The following is a 15,995-nucleotide window of genomic DNA, read 5'->3' on the forward strand; positions in this document are numbered from 1 at the left end:
TTCGTGGTGAAGGTCACGCCTTAATCCCCATGATTTTCCGGAATACAAGAACAGATGACTAGCGAACGTTATAATCCGCGCGACGCCGAGCCCCGCTGGCAGGAAAAATGGAACGAAGAAAAGGTCTTCGTGACAGACAATGCCGATCCGCGTGAGAAGTACTACGTTCTAGAAATGTTTCCCTATCCCTCAGGCCGCATCCACATGGGCCATGTGCGCAACTACGCCATGGGCGATGTCGTTGCGCGCTACAAGCGTGCCCGCGGCTATAACGTGCTGCATCCGATGGGCTGGGACGCCTTCGGCATGCCGGCGGAAAACGCAGCGCGCGACAACAAGGTGCATCCGAAGGAATGGACCTACCAGAACATCGCCTCGATGCGCACCCAGCTGAAGGCCATGGGCCTGTCGCTGGACTGGAGCCGCGAATTCGCGACCTGCGATGTCGATTATTATCATCGCCAGCAGATGCTCTTCATCGACATGATGGAAAAGGGCCTGGTCTACCGCAAGAAGTCCAAGGTCAACTGGGACCCGGTCGATAACACCGTTCTCGCCAATGAGCAGGTCATCGACGGGCGCGGCTGGCGTTCCGGCGCGCTCGTCGAGCAGCGCGAGCTGACGCAGTGGTTCTTCAAGATCACTGAGTTCAGCCAGGAATTGCTGGATGCCCTGGATACGCTGGATCATTGGCCGGAAAAAGTGCGGCTGATGCAAAAGAACTGGATCGGCCGCTCCGAGGGCTTGACCGTTCGCTGGGAAATTGTGCCGGAAACAGCTCCCAATAGCGATCGCGAAATCACCGTCTACACGACCCGTCCGGATACGCTGTTCGGCGCCTCCTTCCTGGCGATCTCGGCCGACCATCCGCTCGCCAAGGAAGCGGCGGCCAAGGATCCGGCCATCGAGGCCTTCTGTGAGGAATGCCGTCGCGCTGGCACCTCGCTGGCAGCCCTGGAGACGGCCGAGAAGAAGGGTATGGACACCGGCATCCGCGTCCGCCACCCCTTCGACCCATCCTGGGAACTGCCCGTCTACATCGCCAATTTCGTGCTGATGGACTATGGCACGGGCGCCATCTTCGGCTGCCCGTCCGGCGACCAGCGCGATCTGGATTTCGCCCGCAAGTACGGCTTGCCGGTCGTTCCCGTCGTCATGCCTGCCGATGGCGATGCGGCGAGCTTCACCGTCGGCGATGTCGCGTATGACGGCGACGGCGTGATGATCAATTCCCGTTTCCTCGACGGCATGAGCACCGACGAAGCCTTCGAAACCGTAGCAACGAAGCTCTCCGAGACCAGCCTCGGCAATGCACCGCAGGCCGAGCGCAAGGTGAATTTCCGCCTGCGCGACTGGGGCATCTCCCGTCAACGCTATTGGGGCTGCCCGATCCCGGTTATCCACTGCGATGATTGCGGCGTGCTGCCGGTGCCGAAGAAGGATCTGCCGGTCAGGCTGCCCGACGACGTGACCTTCGATCAGCCGGGCAACCCGCTCGATCGCCACGCGACTTGGCGGCATGTCGCCTGTCCGCAATGCGGCAAGGACGCCCGTCGTGAAACCGACACGATGGACACCTTCGTCGATTCAAGCTGGTATTTCGCGCGCTTCACCGCCCCCTGGGAAAGCCAGCCGACGGATCCCAAGGCCGCCAATCATTGGCTGCCTGTCGACCAGTATATCGGCGGCATCGAGCACGCGATCCTGCACCTGCTCTATTCGCGCTTCTTTACCCGCGCCATGCGCGAGACCGGACATCTTGACGTGAAAGAACCCTTCAAGGGCCTGTTCACGCAGGGCATGGTCGTGCACGAAACCTATAGCCGCGGAAGCGGCCTCACGCGCGAATGGGTGTCCCCAGCCGATATCAAGATCGAGGAAGTGGACGGCCAGCGCCGCGCGACCCTGCTGTCGACGGGCGAGGACATCGCCATCGGCTCGATCGAAAAGATGTCGAAATCGAAGAAGAATGTCGTCGATCCCGACGATATCATCGCCTCCTATGGTGCCGATACGGCACGCTTCTTCGTACTCTCCGATTCGCCGCCCGATCGCGACGTCATCTGGTCGGAAGCTGGTGTCGAGGGCGCGCATCGTTTCACGCAGCGCATGTGGCGTCTGGTGTCCGAAGCCGCCGACGCCCTGAAAGCGGCCGAATCGACTCCGGCTAAGGAAGGCGAGGCACTGGCGATTTCGCAGATAGCCCATCGCACGCTGAAGGCCGTTCAGGGTGATTACGACAAGCTCGCCTTCAACAAGGCCGTGGCACGCATCTATGAATTCGTCAATGCGCTGGCGGCACCGCTGACGAAAGTGGCCGCCGGCCAGGCGGATGGCGCCTATCGTTCTGCCGTCCGCGAAGCCGTCGAGATCCTGATTGCTTTGGTTGCACCGATCACGCCTCACCTGGCCGAGGAATGTTCGGCCGCCCTCGGCAACACGCATATGGTCGCGACTAGCCCATGGCCGGTCTATGACGAAGCTCTCGTCATCGAGAACGAGATCATCTATCCCGTTCAGATCAATGGCAAGAAGCGCGCCGAATTGACAATCGCGCGCGATGCAGACCAGAATGCCGTGCAGCAAGCCGTGCTCGCCCTGGATGCCGTTACGAGCGCATTGAATGGTCAGGCGCCAAAGAAGATCATCGTCGTTCCACAGAGGATCGTAAACATTGTCGTCTGATAGTCTTTTCAAATTCGCCCGCATCGCCAGCGTTGCGTCTCTTGTGGCCGTTGCCAGCCTTCTGTCGGCCTGCCAGGTTCGGCCGCTCTATGCCGTCAGCACTGGCGTCACGCAGAAGCTGTCGGAGGTTTCCTTCTCCGACGTTGGCTCGCGCGTCGGTCTACAGGTGCGCAATCAGCTGATCTTCATTGCGGGGCGTGGCGCAGGCGAGACCAAGACGCCGAAATACAATGTCGATCTGAGCGTCAGCTCCGGTACTGGCGGTGTGCTTTATCTTCCGTCTTCGAGCACGTCGGCCGCAGGCCGCACGACTGTGACCGTCTCGTTCACATTGAGGGAGATCGGCACCGGCAAGGTCATCAAGTCCGGCAGCCGTTCGGTGACGTCGCTGGTCGATTTCCCCACGCAGGAATTCGCCAAGCAGCGCGCAATTCGTGATTCGGAAGACCGTGCTGCCCGCGAAGTCTCCGAGATGGTCGCAGCCGATATCGCTGCCGCACTCAGCCGCTGATAAAGAGCGCGGCATGGCAGAGATCAAGTCTCACGAATTTGATGGATTCCTGCAAAACGCCGCGCGCAATTATCGGGTCTTCGTAATCTACGGCCCGGATCGCGGCCTCGTTTCCGAACGTGCCGCACAGATTGCCGCCAGGACCGGCGTCGATCTCAATGATGCCTTTTCCCTCATCAAACTCGATGTCGGTGACCTGCAGAACGATGCGGGTCGCCTGCTCGACGAAGTCAACGCCATCGGTTTGTTCGGCGGCGAAAAGCTCGTCTGGATTCGCGGCGCCGCCAATGAAAAAGCATTGGTCGATTCGCTGCAGATCATTGCCGAAAGCCCGCCGGAGGCAAGCTTCGTCATCATTGAAGCCGGCGATCTGAAGAAGGGCGCAGGTCTGCGCAAAGTGGCGGAACCGACGCGCTCGGTCGCAACCATTCCCTGCTATGCCGACGATGCCAGAGCGCTGAATGGTCTGATCGATACGGAACTGGCAAATGAAGGGTTGCGCATCGCCCCCGCAGCCCGTCAGGCATTACTCGAGCTTCTGGGCGGCGACCGGATCGCCTCTCGAAACGAGGTGCGCAAACTGGCGCTTTACTGCCGCGGGCAGGGCACAATCGAAGAGAACCATGTCATGGAGATCATCGGCGATGCCAGCGCGATTTCCACTGACGATGCCGTCGATGCCATCTTGAAGGGGGATTCCGAGGCCTTTCTGCATGCCATGCAAAAGATCGCCTCCTCCAAAACTCCGATGTTTCTCGTGCTGCAGAGCTGCCTGCGGCAATTTCAGATGCTCGATACGATGCGAGCCGAAATGGATGAAAAGCGCGTTGCCCCGGCACAGGTCATGCAGACACATGGGCGCCATCTGCATTTCAGGCGTAAGCCGATCATTGAACAGGCCCTCAAGACCTGGTCGGGCCCTGCGATCGCCCGCGAGATGAACAGGCTGCAATCCGCCATTCTCCAGACACGCCAGCGTGCGAGCCTCGAAGACACAATCGCAACACAAACCCTGCTTGCGACCACATTGCAGTCGGCGCGCAGAGGCTGATGTTTCACGGGAAACGGACTTGGACAGGCATCCGCCATCCGGACGCCGCAGCAGCCTATCCCATTGTTTTTACAGAACTATAGTAACCTTCCGCACAATTGTGGAGAAGCAAACAGCGGGAACCATTTGACGTTCCATACAGAGCAGAGCCGTCTTAGCGGCGCTCCAGAAGCCGGCAAATTTCCTCGAGTTGTTCCAGCGTCTTATAGCTGATCTTCACCTGGCCACCATTGCCGCGATGATTGATGGAAACATCGAGCCCTAGCGTGTCAGACAGCGTACGCTCGAGCGCCAGCGTATCGGAATCCTTCTCATCCCGGCGCGCGCCGACGGGGCGGGGGTCGTTCTGAGCCTTGATGTCATTCTGCGCGAGACGTTCCGCATCGCGAACTGACATGCCCTTGGAAACAACAGTTCGCGCCAGCGCGGTCGGATCGGAGGTCGAAACGAGAGCGCGGGCATGGCCGGCGGAAAGCGAGCCTGCGGCAAGCATATCACGTACCGGGTCAGGAAGCTTCAACAGACGCAGAGAGTTGGCGACATGGCTGCGGCTCTTGCCGATGATTTCGCCAAGATCGTTTTGTGTATAGCCGTGTTCAGCGATCAGTTGCTCGTAACCGAGCGCCTCTTCCAATGGATTGAGGTCCGCGCGTTGGACATTCTCGACAATGGCGATCTCAAGCGCGGTCTTGTCATCGACGTCGCGAACGATCACTGGAATTTCGATCAGACCCGCAAGCTGTGCCGCTCGCCAGCGCCGTTCACCGGCAATGATCTCATAGCGATCGGAAGAGATGGTGCGGACCACGACCGGCTGCACGATGCCGTGCTGGCGAATGGAGCTGGCGAGATCATGCAGCTCTGTCTCGTCGAAATAGCGGCGAGGATTACGTGGATTGCGGCTGATGAATTCGATCGGCACCAGGCGATCGGGATTGACGGCCGGTCTGCCGGCATCCACAGGCGTCGGCTGATCCATCTCCCCGATGAGAGCCGCCAGTCCGCGCCCGAGACGCCGCTTCGAAAGATCATCATTCATCGCCGATACTCACTCTGGAACAAATACTACGTCATATCAGGCGGCAGCTTTTCGCTGCCGCTCTCTTTGGATTACTTCCGAAGCGAGCTGCAGATAGGCCTGACTACCCGCGCACTTCAGGTCGTAAAGAATGGCGGGCTTGCCGTAGGACGGCGCCTCGGACACGCGAACGTTGCGTGGAATCAACGTATGGTAGACCTTCTCGCCAAGATGAGTCCGTACATCGGTGACAACCTGCTGCGCCAGATTGTTGCGGGAATCGAACATGGTCAAGACGATTCCCTGGATATCGAGGGACGGATTGACCGTGCGCCTTACCTGATCGACCGTCTCCAGCAGCTGGCTGAGGCCTTCCAGGGCGAAAAATTCGCACTGTAACGGCACCAAAACAGAATGAGCCGCGGCCATTGCATTCATCGTCAGAAGGTTAAAGGAAGGCGGGCAGTCCACCAGAATATAGGAAAAGGCGAGGGCGTCCGACGCATTCAGTGCGCGCCGCAGCTTGAAAACGCGGTCCGGTTGCTGCGCGATCTCCATCTCAATACCAAGCAGATCCATGGTCGATGGCACGATGAAGAGATTCGGAACGGCCGTCTCCTGAACCGTATCCATAATCCCGTGGCTACCTACCAATAGATCGTAAGAAGACAGCTTGCGGTCACGCCGCTCGATGCCCAACCCCGTGCTGGCATTGCCTTGGGGATCGAGATCGACAATCAGGACGCGCTCACCAATGGCGGCAAGAGCCGTCGCCAGATTGATCGCGGTCGTGGTCTTGCCGACGCCGCCCTTTTGATTTGCGATGGTAATAATCCGGTTTCGCTCGCCGATCATCTGCCGCACATCCAATTATGGTTAAATCAGGCGTCGAAGGCGACTGAGCTCCAGAATAACGGAATCTCGCTCAACGACACTCTGATGTTTTACCAGATCGAATTGCCAACGACCACGGGCTTTCTGCAGCTCGCGTTCGTAATCCCGGCCTTTGTGCAGGAAGAGACGCAGATTTTCGTTGCGCTCGAGCCAAGGGGCTGCGTAATCCAGCAGCATTTCAAGCTCCGCAAGAGCCCGCGCTGAGATAACGTCGCAGGTCTGGATCGCTGCCGGTGCCTCTTCGATGCGAGTGGCATGAACAGCGCCCCGGGCCGCGCATTCCCGCAGGCAGACCCGCAGAAAAGCAGCTTTTTTCTGATTGCTTTCAACCAGATCGACGTGTCCCGCACCTTTTTCCGCCAACAGGATTGCCGTTATCACACCCGGAAATCCACCACCACTCCCCAAATCTACCCAATGATCCGTTGTCGGATGCAGCTGGAAAATCTGCGCACTATCCGCGATGTGACGGCGCCAGAGATCGTCAATCGTGGATGGCGCAACAAGATTGATGGTCTTCGCCCATTTCTGGAAAAGCTGCGCAAAATGCTGCAGCCGTTCCTGTGTTTCACGTGAAACACGTACACCGTTCAGTTCCATGCTATGGACTCTCTAACCTTGTAGTATTGTCAGGAAACGAGCTTCTGTTCTTCCGACACGCTCATTTTCCTCAGATAAGCCAATAACAAAGAAATAGCCGCCGGCGTCATACCGTCGATTCGCGAGGCCTGGGAGATATTCTTCGGCCGGGCTGCTTCCAGCTTCTGTTTCAGCTCATTGGACAATCCTGAAAGAACCGAAAAATCAAATTCCGCCGGAATGACGCGCTCTTCTTCCCTGCGGGCCTGAACGATATCGGCTGTCTGACGATCCATATAGACGGCATAAGCCGCCTCGATCTCGATGGCCTCGGCTATGTTGCCCTCGATGGACTGCAATTCCGGCCATAGCCGCGACAGGTTCTCTACGGATTGACCAGGATGAGAAAGAAGCTCATAGGCCGAACGCCGCTGACCGTCCTTGTTAAGATGCATACCTGCCTTTTCGGCTTCGTTCGGTGTTACCGTCAGGCTTCTCAGCTGGTCACGCGCCTGTTCAAGCCTCTTTACATATTGGCCGAAACGCGCTGCACGGCTGAAACCGACGCAGCCCAAGGCCAGTCCGACGGGCGTAAGACGGACGTCAGCATTGTCAGCGCGGAGCGACAACCGATATTCCGCACGGGACGTGAACATACGATACGGCTCCGCCACACCCCGAGAGGTCAAATCGTCGATCATCACACCGATATAGGATTCCGTTCGGCTGAACTCGATGGCTTTGCCACCGCTGGCGAGACGCGCGGCATTCAGCCCGGCGACGAGACCTTGAGCTCCAGCTTCCTCATAGCCCGTCGTGCCGTTGATCTGGCCCGCTAGGAAAAGTCCCGGAATCTTTTCCACTTCGAGGGACAGCTTCAATTCGCGCGGATCGACGTGGTCATACTCGATGGCATAGGCGTGCTGGAGAATACGGACTCGTTCCAGACCCGGAATGGTCTTGATAAATTCATCCTGAACATCCTCGGGCAGGGAGGTCGATATGCCGTTTGGATAGACCGTGCTATCATCCAATCCCTCCGGCTCAAGGAAGATTTGATGACCGTCGCGTTCGCCGAATTTGACGATCTTGTCTTCGATCGAGGGGCAATAGCGTGGTCCGACGCCTTCAATCTGACCAGAATACATTGCTGAACGCTTCAGGTTTTCAGCAATGATCCTGTGGGTTTCGGACGTGGTTCGGGTTACCCCGCATTCGATCTGAGGATTCACGATGGAATCGGTCATGAAAGAGAAGGGTGTTGGATCTTCGTCCGCCCCCTGACGTCCGACGGAATTCCAATCGATGGTCGTTCCGTCAAGGCGAGCAGGCGTTCCAGTTTTCAATCGCCCCAGAGCAAGGCCGTGTCGCAGCAATGTGGCAGAAAGCCCAAGCGATGGCTCCTCGCCAACGCGGCCCGCCGGGATCTTCTTGTCGCCGATATGAATGAGACCGCGAAGAAAAGTGCCTGTGGTCAGAACAACAGCACCGCAGCGGATGGCTCGCCCGTCCTTCAAGATCACCGCGGCCACCCTGCCGTGCTCGAAGGTCAGATCGAAAGCATCGCCCTCGATAACATCAAGATTATCAATTGCGCCGATTTCCGCCTGCATGGCTAGACGATAGAGCTTGCGGTCCGCCTGAGTGCGCGGACCGCGTACGGCGGGACCCTTCTTGCGGTTGAGCATGCGGAACTGGATGCCGGCAGCATCCGCAACACGACCCATTAAACCGTCGAGAGCGTCAATTTCCCGGACTAGGTGGCCTTTGCCGAGACCGCCAATGGCGGGATTGCAGGACATCACACCGATCGTGTCGCGCTTATGTGTTATCAATGCCGTGCGCGCACCGAGGCGTGCGGCCGCAGCTGCAGCCTCGCTGCCCGCGTGGCCGCCACCCACAACGATCACATCATACGCTTTATCGAACATCATCAGGTCCTCGGTCGTGCCGCACTTGTTTGGCACACCAATTTCAGGAGTCAAGAAGGTTTCACGTGAAACGTCCAGCGAGAGTATATGACTCTCTGTTTCACGTGAATCATTTTCCTATGCAGAATTCTGAGAAGATCACGTCCAGCAAATCTTCCACATCGACGCGGCCGGTGATGCGTCCAAGGCTTGTGGCCGCCCGTCTTAGGTATTCGGCTCTGATATCCAGGCCGCGATCTTCCGAACCTAGCGCAGCCTCAATTGCATCAAGGCTCTCTGCAAGTAGGGTGCGATGACGCAGTCGACTCGGCAAAGCGAGCGATAGCGCCCCAGAACGGGCCTGCAGATCCTGCCGCAGAAGGTTATGCAATTCCGCCAGGCCTGAGCCGGTGGTCGAGGAGATCAGCAAATCATATTGATTGGTTTTCTCGGCGTGAATATCGGCTTTCGTACCGACAGTCAGGACCTTGCCGGCAAAACCCGGAAAACTCCGCTGTGCCTCACCGCCAATCTCGGCCAGAGACAGAACAAGGTCTGCATCCGCAACCGTCCGCAGTGCCCGACGAATGCCCTCACGCTCCACCACCTCATCCGTATCCCGCAACCCAGCCGTATCATAAAGCTTAACGGCATACCCTGCTATATTCAGATCGACATGTAATACGTCACGGGTCGTGCCGGCGATATCGGTGACGATCGCCACCTCGCGCTTTGCCAAGGCATTCATGAGACTGGATTTGCCAGCATTAGGCGCGCCTGCAATGACCACCTTCAAGCCATCCCGGATGATCTCGCCGAGATCGGCGCCTGCGAGATGGTCGGAAATTTCAAGACGCAGCCGCTTCATCTCGGCCCATACCATATCGGAGACCGAACCAGGCACATCGTCTTCATCGGCGAAATCGAGTTCCGCCTCGATCAGGGCGCGTGCCCGCGTCAGCCTGTCGGCCCAACCGTTATAGAGATCCGACAGCCCGCCGGCCGCATGCTCCAGCGCAAGCCGGCGCTGCATCTCCGTTTCCGCGCCAATGAGATCGGCAAGGCCTTCCACCTCTACCAGATCCATCTTTCCATTCTCGAGTGCGCGCCGCGAAAACTCGCCATGTTCCGCCATTCGGCAATGCTCGAAGGTCGAGAGCTCTTCCAGAAGCGCGTTCACCACAGCTTTACCGCCGTGGACATGAATCTCAACGCAATCTTCGCCCGTAAAAGAGGCTGGACCAGGAAAAATCAGGACAAGGCCGCGGTCTATCACCAGACCGTTACGAATCCGAATCGTTCTCAGCGCGGCCTGCCTCGGCTGCGGCAGCGTACCGGCAAGGGATTCGGCAACACGGAGCGCCTGACTTCCGCTGATACGGATCACAGCAACGCCGGCCGGTAAACCGCCGCTGGACAAAGCATAGATCGTCTCATTCATCGTCAACATAAGATTGATCCGCATCCGAATCGATTGTCGAGCGACCCTTGAACCCGACTTCCGATCCCACAAAACAAAATCGGGCTGCAATTCGCAGCCCGATCATAACAGCATGGAAGCACCGCTGAAGCGGCAATATAACGAATCCGGCTAAGGATTACGTATTCATCGAATCGAAGAAATCCGGATTGTTCTTTGTCTGCTTGAGCTTGTCGATCAGGAACTCGATCGCGTCGGTCGTGCCCATCGGCGCGAGGATACGGCGAAGAACGAAGATCTTCTGCAGATCCTGGCGCGGCACCAGCAGGTCTTCCTTACGCGTACCGGACTTGAGGATATCCATCGCGGGGAAGATGCGCTTATCGGCAACCTTGCGGTCAAGCACGATTTCCGAGTTACCGGTGCCCTTGAATTCTTCGAAGATCACTTCGTCCATACGGCTGCCGGTATCGATCAGGGCCGTCGCAATGATGGTCAGCGAGCCGCCTTCTTCGATGTTACGCGCAGCACCGAAGAAGCGCTTCGGGCGCTGCAGGGCATTGGCGTCGACACCGCCGGTCAGAACCTTACCGGAAGAGGGGACCACGGTGTTATAGGCGCGGCCAAGGCGGGTGATCGAATCGAGCAGGATGACGACGTCACGGCCATGCTCGACCAGGCGCTTGGCCTTCTCGATGACCATTTCGGCAACCTGGACGTGGCGCACGGCCGGCTCGTCGAAGGTCGACGAGATGACTTCGCCGCGCACGGAGCGCTGCATATCAGTCACTTCTTCCGGACGCTCGTCAATCAGGAGAACGATCAGGTAGCAGTCCGGATGATTGGCGGTAATGGAATGGGCGATATTCTGCAGCAGGACGGTTTTACCCGTACGCGGCGGTGCGACGATCAGGCCTCGCTGGCCCTTGCCGAGCGGCGCCACGAGATCGATCACGCGGGGCGAAAGATCCTTCGAAGTGGGAACGTCGAGTTCCATACGGAAACGCTCGTTCGGATAGAGCGGCGTCAGATTGTCAAAGTGAACCTTGTGACGGATCTTTTCGGGATCATCAAAATTGATGGTGTTGACTTTCAGCAGCGCGAAATAGCGCTCGCCTTCCTTCGGTCCGCGGATCGGTCCCTCGACCGTATCGCCCGTCTTCAAGGAGAAGCGGCGGATCTGGGAGGGGGAAATATAGATGTCGTCCGGACCGGGAAGATAGTTTGCGTTAGCGGAACGCAAGAAACCGAAGCCATCCTGCAGAACCTCGACGACGCCCTCGCCGATGATTTCTACGTCCTGGCTCGCCAGTACCTTCAGGATCGCAAACATCAATTCCTGTTTGCGCATCGTGCTGGCGTTTTCCACCTCGAGCGATTCGGCAAAGGCCAGAAGATCGGTCGGGGATTTATTTTTCAGTTCCTGAAGCTTCATTTCAGCCATGAAGGGAATTACTCATTTTTTAGGAGGGGAAAGGCAATGTTGTTCGTATTCAGAACCGCGATAGGGGCGCTCGCGGGCGACAGAATGGATACATGCCACGAAGAGAAGATGGCGGGAAAATAGCGACTCACTTTCTGAACCGCAAGGGGGGCACGCAAAATGAAAGAAATTTTACGTCACCCTAATACAGCCCCACCTCATGCAAATGGCTTGACGACCACAAGAATGACGATTGCGATCATCAACAGCGTCGGCGCCTCGTTCATCATTCGCCAATAACGCGCCGAGCGCTTGTTTTCATCCCTGGCGAAGGCGCGCACTGCAGCGCTGAAATGGCCGTGAACGGCCGATAGAAGCACAACAAGTCCGATCTTGGCGTGCAGCCAGCCGCCCTGGAAATCATAGACAGACCAGGCAAGATAAAGCCCGAATATCCAGGTCAGGATCATCGCCGGGTTGATGATATAGCGCAGCAGACGCTGCTCCATCACCTTGAAGGTCTCGGATTGCTGCGATCCCGGCGCGGCATCGGTGTGATAGACAAACAGCCGAGGCAGATAGAACATGCCGGCCATCCACGAGATGACGGCGATGATGTGCAAAGCCTTGATCCAGAGATAGAGATCGGCCGGATGCCAGGCGAACAGACCGATCGCCAGCACCGCAAAGATCAGGATCATGAAATAGGCCCGCCGTCCGGCCTTCTGGCCCGGCGCGGAATCCGTCTGCTTTTCCACCGTCATCAGCTCCTCCATCCCCGCACGCGTTCGACCAGCGCCGCCACATTGGCCGGATCGGCCTGGGGCGTGATCCCATGCCCGAGATTGAAAATCAGCGGGCCATTTCCGAGTTGCTGCAGGATATCGTCGATACCGTCGTCCAAAACCTTGCCGCCGGCAACCACGCGCATCGGATCGAGATTGCCCTGCACCGGCCCGTCCTTCTGCAGTTCCCGAGCAAAGGCCAAAGGCACCGACCAGTCGAGGCCGATCGCATCGGCACCCGTCTTCTGCCGATAGGTTTTCAAGAGATAGCCCGCACCCTTGGCGAAGGCGATCACCCGAGCCTGTGGCCGCCGCGCCTTGATCGATGCGATCATCTTCGCAACCGGTTTAACGGCAAAAGCCTCGAATTCTTTCTCACCAAGCACACCGGCCCAGGAATCGAAGATCTGCACGGCATCCGCACCGGCATCGATTTGCGCCACGAGATAATCGGCTGATATGTCGGCAAGCAGCATCAGCAGATGTTCGAAGGCCTTGGGATAGCGATAGGCAAATAGCCGCGCAGGGGCCTGATCCGGCGTGCCGTGTCCGGCGATCATATAGGTCGCAACGGTCCAAGGAGCGCCGCAGAAGCCGAGAAGCGTGGTTTCCTGAGGCAAGTCCTGCCGCAGCCGGCGCACCGTCTCCATGACAGGCTCCAGATACGCCGTGATGCCCTCCGGTTTCAAAGCCATGATGCCCGTCTCGTCGATCGGGTCCATTTCCGGCCCATGTCCTTCGGTGAAACGCACATTCCGCTTCAGCGCATCGGGGATGACGAGAATATCGGAAAAGAGAATGGCCGCATCAAAGCCATAACGGCGGATCGGCTGCAGCGTCACCTCGACGGCGTGATCCGGCGAATAACAGAGATCGAGAAAGCTTCCCGCCTTCGCACGCGTTTCACGATATTCAGGTAGATAACGGCCTGCCTGTCTCATCAGCCAGAGCGGGGGAGGGGTGAGCGTTTCTCCGCTCAAGACCCGCATGATCTTCCGGCGTTCATCAGTCACAGACGTCGTCCTATATAAAACCAAACATATATTGAAAGGTTTCTATTTCTTAGAGTCGGTGAGTAGCAAGGATTAAAGTTCATCCCTTGCCTGTCCAATTTGTCGCGCCTCGCGCATAAATTTGGAGAGATTTCGAGATCGCAAGCCAATATGTGGATAAGAGAGGTGATTTTTCAATCTTTTGAGGAGGTTGAGGAGAAATTCAGCTTTTCGTCTTCTGGGGACAAGTCGGGGATGAGCGAGGTGTTGTCGATCTTATCCACATTGCCCACAGCCGCCGTGAAAGCCTCCTCTCGAAAATTCCAAATGTGGAAAACTCGGCCGTTTTCCACTTGCCCAAGATGGCCCCCTTCTCGTACCTCTCTTTTCTCCCGAGATATCAACAGGCGATGGAAAGTAGCGTGGAAAACCGAACTAGCTTCTTTCATCTGCATCTGATTTCTGACTCAACGGGCGAGACTCTCATCTCCGCCGGCCGCGCGGCCTCTGTGCAATTCCATGCTAGCCAGCCGATTGAGCACGTCTATCCGCTGATCAGAAATCGCAAGCAGCTTCTGCCTGTATTGGAAGCGATTGATCACAGCCCCGGCATTGTCCTCTATACGATCGTCGATCGCGAACTTGCCGATTTCATCGCCGAGCGCTGCAGGGAGATGGGCGTACCATCCGTCAATGTTCTCGAGCCGGTCATGAACGTCTTCCAGACCTATCTCGGCACGGCGTCGCGTCGGCGCGTCGGCGCGCAGCATGTGATGAATGCGGATTATTTCGCCCGCATCGAAGCGTTGAACTTCACCATGGATCATGACGACGGCCAGATGCCCGATGACTATGATGATGCCGATGTCGTCATCATTGGTATCAGCCGCACCTCGAAAACGCCGACGAGCATCTATCTTGCGAATCGCGGCATCAAGACGGCCAATATTCCGATCGTCCACGGCGTGCCATTACCGGAAAGCCTGATCAAGGCGACAAAGCCGTTAATCGTCGGATTGGTGGCGACGACGGACCGGATCTCGCAGGTTCGCGAAAATCGCCTCCTCGGTACGACTCCTGGCTTCGACCGCGGCGACTACACCGATCGGGCCGCCATCTCCGAAGAGCTGAAATATGCCCGCTCGCTCTGCGCCAGACATAACTGGCCGATCATCGATGTCACGCGTCGTTCGATCGAAGAGACTGCTGCCGCGATTGTTGCCCTCCGACCCAAGCTGCGCTAAGCGCTGCACATGATTATCTCGGAGGCAGCCGTCATGACCTGGCCCCTTATCCTCGCATCGTCCAGTCCGTTCCGCCGGATGCTGATGGAAAATGCTGGACTGCATTTTCAGGCTATTGCTGCCGATATCGACGAGCGCGTGATCGAAGCACCCCTGGAAATGGGTGGTGCCAGCCCGGATGCTGTCGCGCTCGTGCTGGCAAAGGCGAAGGCAAAAGAGGTGAGCGATCGCTTCCCCGGATCGCTCGTGATCGGTTCGGATCAGACCATGTCGCTCGGTGCTCAGGTCTTTCACAAGCCGAAGTCGATGGCCGAGGCGGAAAATCATCTGCGGACACTATCGGGTAAAACCCATCGGCTGAACAGCGCCATCGCTTTGGCACGCAACGGCGACATCATCTGGGAGCATGTATCCCACGCCGATCTGACCATGCGGGAGCTGCCGGCCGATTTCATCCATCGACATCTGAGCCGCGTCGGGGAAAAGGCATTGTCGAGCGTCGGCGCCTATCAGCTTGAGGGCGAGGGCATCCAGCTTTTCTCGAAAGTCGACGGCGATTATTTCACCATCGTCGGTTTGCCGATGCTGCCGCTTCTGGAAAAACTGCGAGAGTTGGGGACGATCGATGGATGATTCACGTGAAACACAGAGCGTAAACGCTTTCGTAACGGGTTATCCGGTCCGGCATTCGCGCTCGCCCTTGATCCACGGTTACTGGCTGAAGCAGCTCGGGCTTGCCGGTAGCTACCGGGCACACGAAGTTCCCGTAGAGGCTTTCGAAGCCTTCATCTCATCCTTGAAGGATGGTTCCAGCGGCTTCGTCGGCGGCAACGTCACCATCCCTCATAAGGAAGCAGCCTTCAAGCTCGCCGATAGGCCCGACGAAATTTCGGAAGAATTGGGCGCGTCCAACACCCTGTGGCTTGAAAATGGCAAGCTGCATGCAACGAATACCGATGGCCGCGGCTTCACAGCGAATCTCGACGAGCGTCATCCCGGTTGGGATCGCAATGATCGTGCGGTCATCCTCGGAGCAGGAGGTGCCAGCCGCGCTGTCATCCAGGCGGTGCGCGACCGCGGCTTCAAGGAAATCCATGTGGTCAACCGCACGGTTCAGCGAGCGCAGGAACTGGCGGATCGCTTTGGCGCGAGCGTTCATGCGCATCCGATGGCCGCACTCGGCGAGGTCATGCAGGGTGCCGGCCTCTTTATCAATACGACCTCGCTCGGCATGGATGGCGAAGTGGCACCCCGGATCGATTTCTCTCCTCTTGTGGAAGGCGCCGTCGTCACCGACATTGTCTATGTACCGCTGAAGACGCCGCTTCTCGCTCAGGCCGAGGAGCAGGGCTTCGCCATCGTCGATGGTCTTGGCATGTTGCTGCACCAGGCCGTGCCGGGCTTTGAAAAATGGTTCGGAAAGCGTCCTGCGGTCGATGAAACCTTGAGGGCATTGATCATCGCCGATATGGAAAAGCACTAG

At 57.8% G+C, this 15,995-nt stretch carries 14 protein-coding genes; 6 read left to right on the forward strand and 8 right to left on the reverse strand.

What is annotated here, in order from left to right:
* The first annotated feature begins 54 nt into the window (after positions 1-54).
* From leuS to holA, 3 genes are read left to right on the forward strand one after another with little or no spacing between them, the layout of a single operon-like run.
* The gene (leuS, locus tag FBZ99_RS28145) at positions 55-2,685 is read left to right on the forward strand and encodes a leucine--tRNA ligase (protein ID WP_113389666.1); all 2,631 of its coding nucleotides are present in this window, start codon (positions 55-57) and stop codon (positions 2,683-2,685) included.
* Positions 2,675-3,196 (forward strand): LPS assembly lipoprotein LptE, encoded by a 522-nt coding sequence (gene lptE / locus FBZ99_RS28150; protein WP_145321731.1) that lies wholly within the window; start codon positions 2,675-2,677, stop codon positions 3,194-3,196. Before leuS ends, lptE begins: the two co-directional genes overlap by 11 nt.
* A gap of 13 nt (positions 3,197-3,209) precedes the next feature.
* Entirely contained in the window at positions 3,210-4,247 is a 1,038-nt protein-coding gene (holA, locus tag FBZ99_RS28155; RefSeq protein WP_145636192.1) for a DNA polymerase III subunit delta, read from the forward strand.
* Between the two features lie 154 nt (positions 4,248-4,401).
* Here the strand turns inward: holA and FBZ99_RS28160 are convergent, their stop codons facing one another.
* From FBZ99_RS28160 to hemE, 8 genes are all read right to left on the reverse strand, one after another.
* Positions 4,402-5,286 (reverse strand): ParB/RepB/Spo0J family partition protein, encoded by an 885-nt coding sequence (locus tag FBZ99_RS28160; RefSeq protein WP_069613904.1) that lies wholly within the window; start codon positions 5,284-5,286, stop codon positions 4,402-4,404.
* Positions 5,287-5,322: 36 nt separating this feature from the next.
* Positions 5,323-6,120 (reverse strand): ParA family protein, encoded by a 798-nt coding sequence (locus tag FBZ99_RS28165; RefSeq protein WP_113333436.1) that lies wholly within the window; start codon positions 6,118-6,120, stop codon positions 5,323-5,325.
* 21 nt (positions 6,121-6,141) lie between these two features.
* The gene (rsmG, locus tag FBZ99_RS28170) at positions 6,142-6,759 is read right to left on the reverse strand and encodes a 16S rRNA (guanine(527)-N(7))-methyltransferase RsmG (RefSeq protein WP_113333435.1); all 618 of its coding nucleotides are present in this window, start codon (positions 6,757-6,759) and stop codon (positions 6,142-6,144) included.
* A gap of 29 nt (positions 6,760-6,788) precedes the next feature.
* Entirely contained in the window at positions 6,789-8,669 is a 1,881-nt protein-coding gene (gene mnmG, locus FBZ99_RS28175; protein ID WP_145636225.1) for a tRNA uridine-5-carboxymethylaminomethyl(34) synthesis enzyme MnmG, read from the reverse strand.
* Positions 8,670-8,778: 109 nt separating this feature from the next.
* Positions 8,779-10,113, reverse strand: a complete 1,335-nt coding sequence (mnmE, locus tag FBZ99_RS28180; protein ID WP_145636195.1) for a tRNA uridine-5-carboxymethylaminomethyl(34) synthesis GTPase MnmE — start codon at positions 10,111-10,113, stop codon at positions 8,779-8,781.
* A gap of 133 nt (positions 10,114-10,246) precedes the next feature.
* Positions 10,247-11,512: a transcription termination factor Rho gene (rho, locus tag FBZ99_RS28185; protein WP_004127423.1), complete on the reverse strand. Its 1,266-nt coding sequence runs from the start codon at positions 11,510-11,512 to the stop codon at positions 10,247-10,249.
* Positions 11,513-11,709: 197 nt separating this feature from the next.
* Positions 11,710-12,255 carry a protoporphyrinogen oxidase HemJ gene (gene hemJ, locus FBZ99_RS28190; protein WP_173004663.1) on the reverse strand — a complete coding sequence of 182 codons (546 nt, stop codon included), beginning with the start codon at positions 12,253-12,255 and terminating at the stop codon, positions 11,710-11,712.
* Positions 12,255-13,289 (reverse strand): uroporphyrinogen decarboxylase, encoded by a 1,035-nt coding sequence (hemE, locus tag FBZ99_RS28195; protein WP_145321727.1) that lies wholly within the window; start codon positions 13,287-13,289, stop codon positions 12,255-12,257. Before hemE ends, hemJ begins: the two co-directional genes overlap by 1 nt.
* Before the next feature lie 401 nt (positions 13,290-13,690).
* Here hemE and FBZ99_RS28200 point away from each other — a divergent pair, with 401 nt between their 5' ends.
* From FBZ99_RS28200 to FBZ99_RS28210, 3 genes are read left to right on the forward strand one after another with little or no spacing between them, the layout of a single operon-like run.
* Complete coding sequence (locus tag FBZ99_RS28200; RefSeq protein WP_145636197.1) at positions 13,691-14,512, forward strand: pyruvate, water dikinase regulatory protein; 822 nt, start codon at positions 13,691-13,693, stop codon at positions 14,510-14,512.
* A 33-nt stretch (positions 14,513-14,545) separates the two neighbouring features.
* A complete protein-coding gene (locus tag FBZ99_RS28205; protein WP_145636199.1) occupies positions 14,546-15,145 on the forward strand; it encodes a Maf-like protein in 600 nt (199 codons plus the stop codon).
* Positions 15,138-15,995: a shikimate dehydrogenase gene (locus FBZ99_RS28210; protein ID WP_145636201.1), complete on the forward strand. Its 858-nt coding sequence runs from the start codon at positions 15,138-15,140 to the stop codon at positions 15,993-15,995. The genes FBZ99_RS28205 and FBZ99_RS28210 overlap by 8 nt, the downstream gene beginning before the upstream one ends.

The organism is Rhizobium sp. ERR 1071 (genome assembly GCF_007828675.1).
GTDB classification, from domain to species: domain Bacteria; phylum Pseudomonadota; class Alphaproteobacteria; order Rhizobiales; family Rhizobiaceae; genus Rhizobium; species Rhizobium dioscoreae.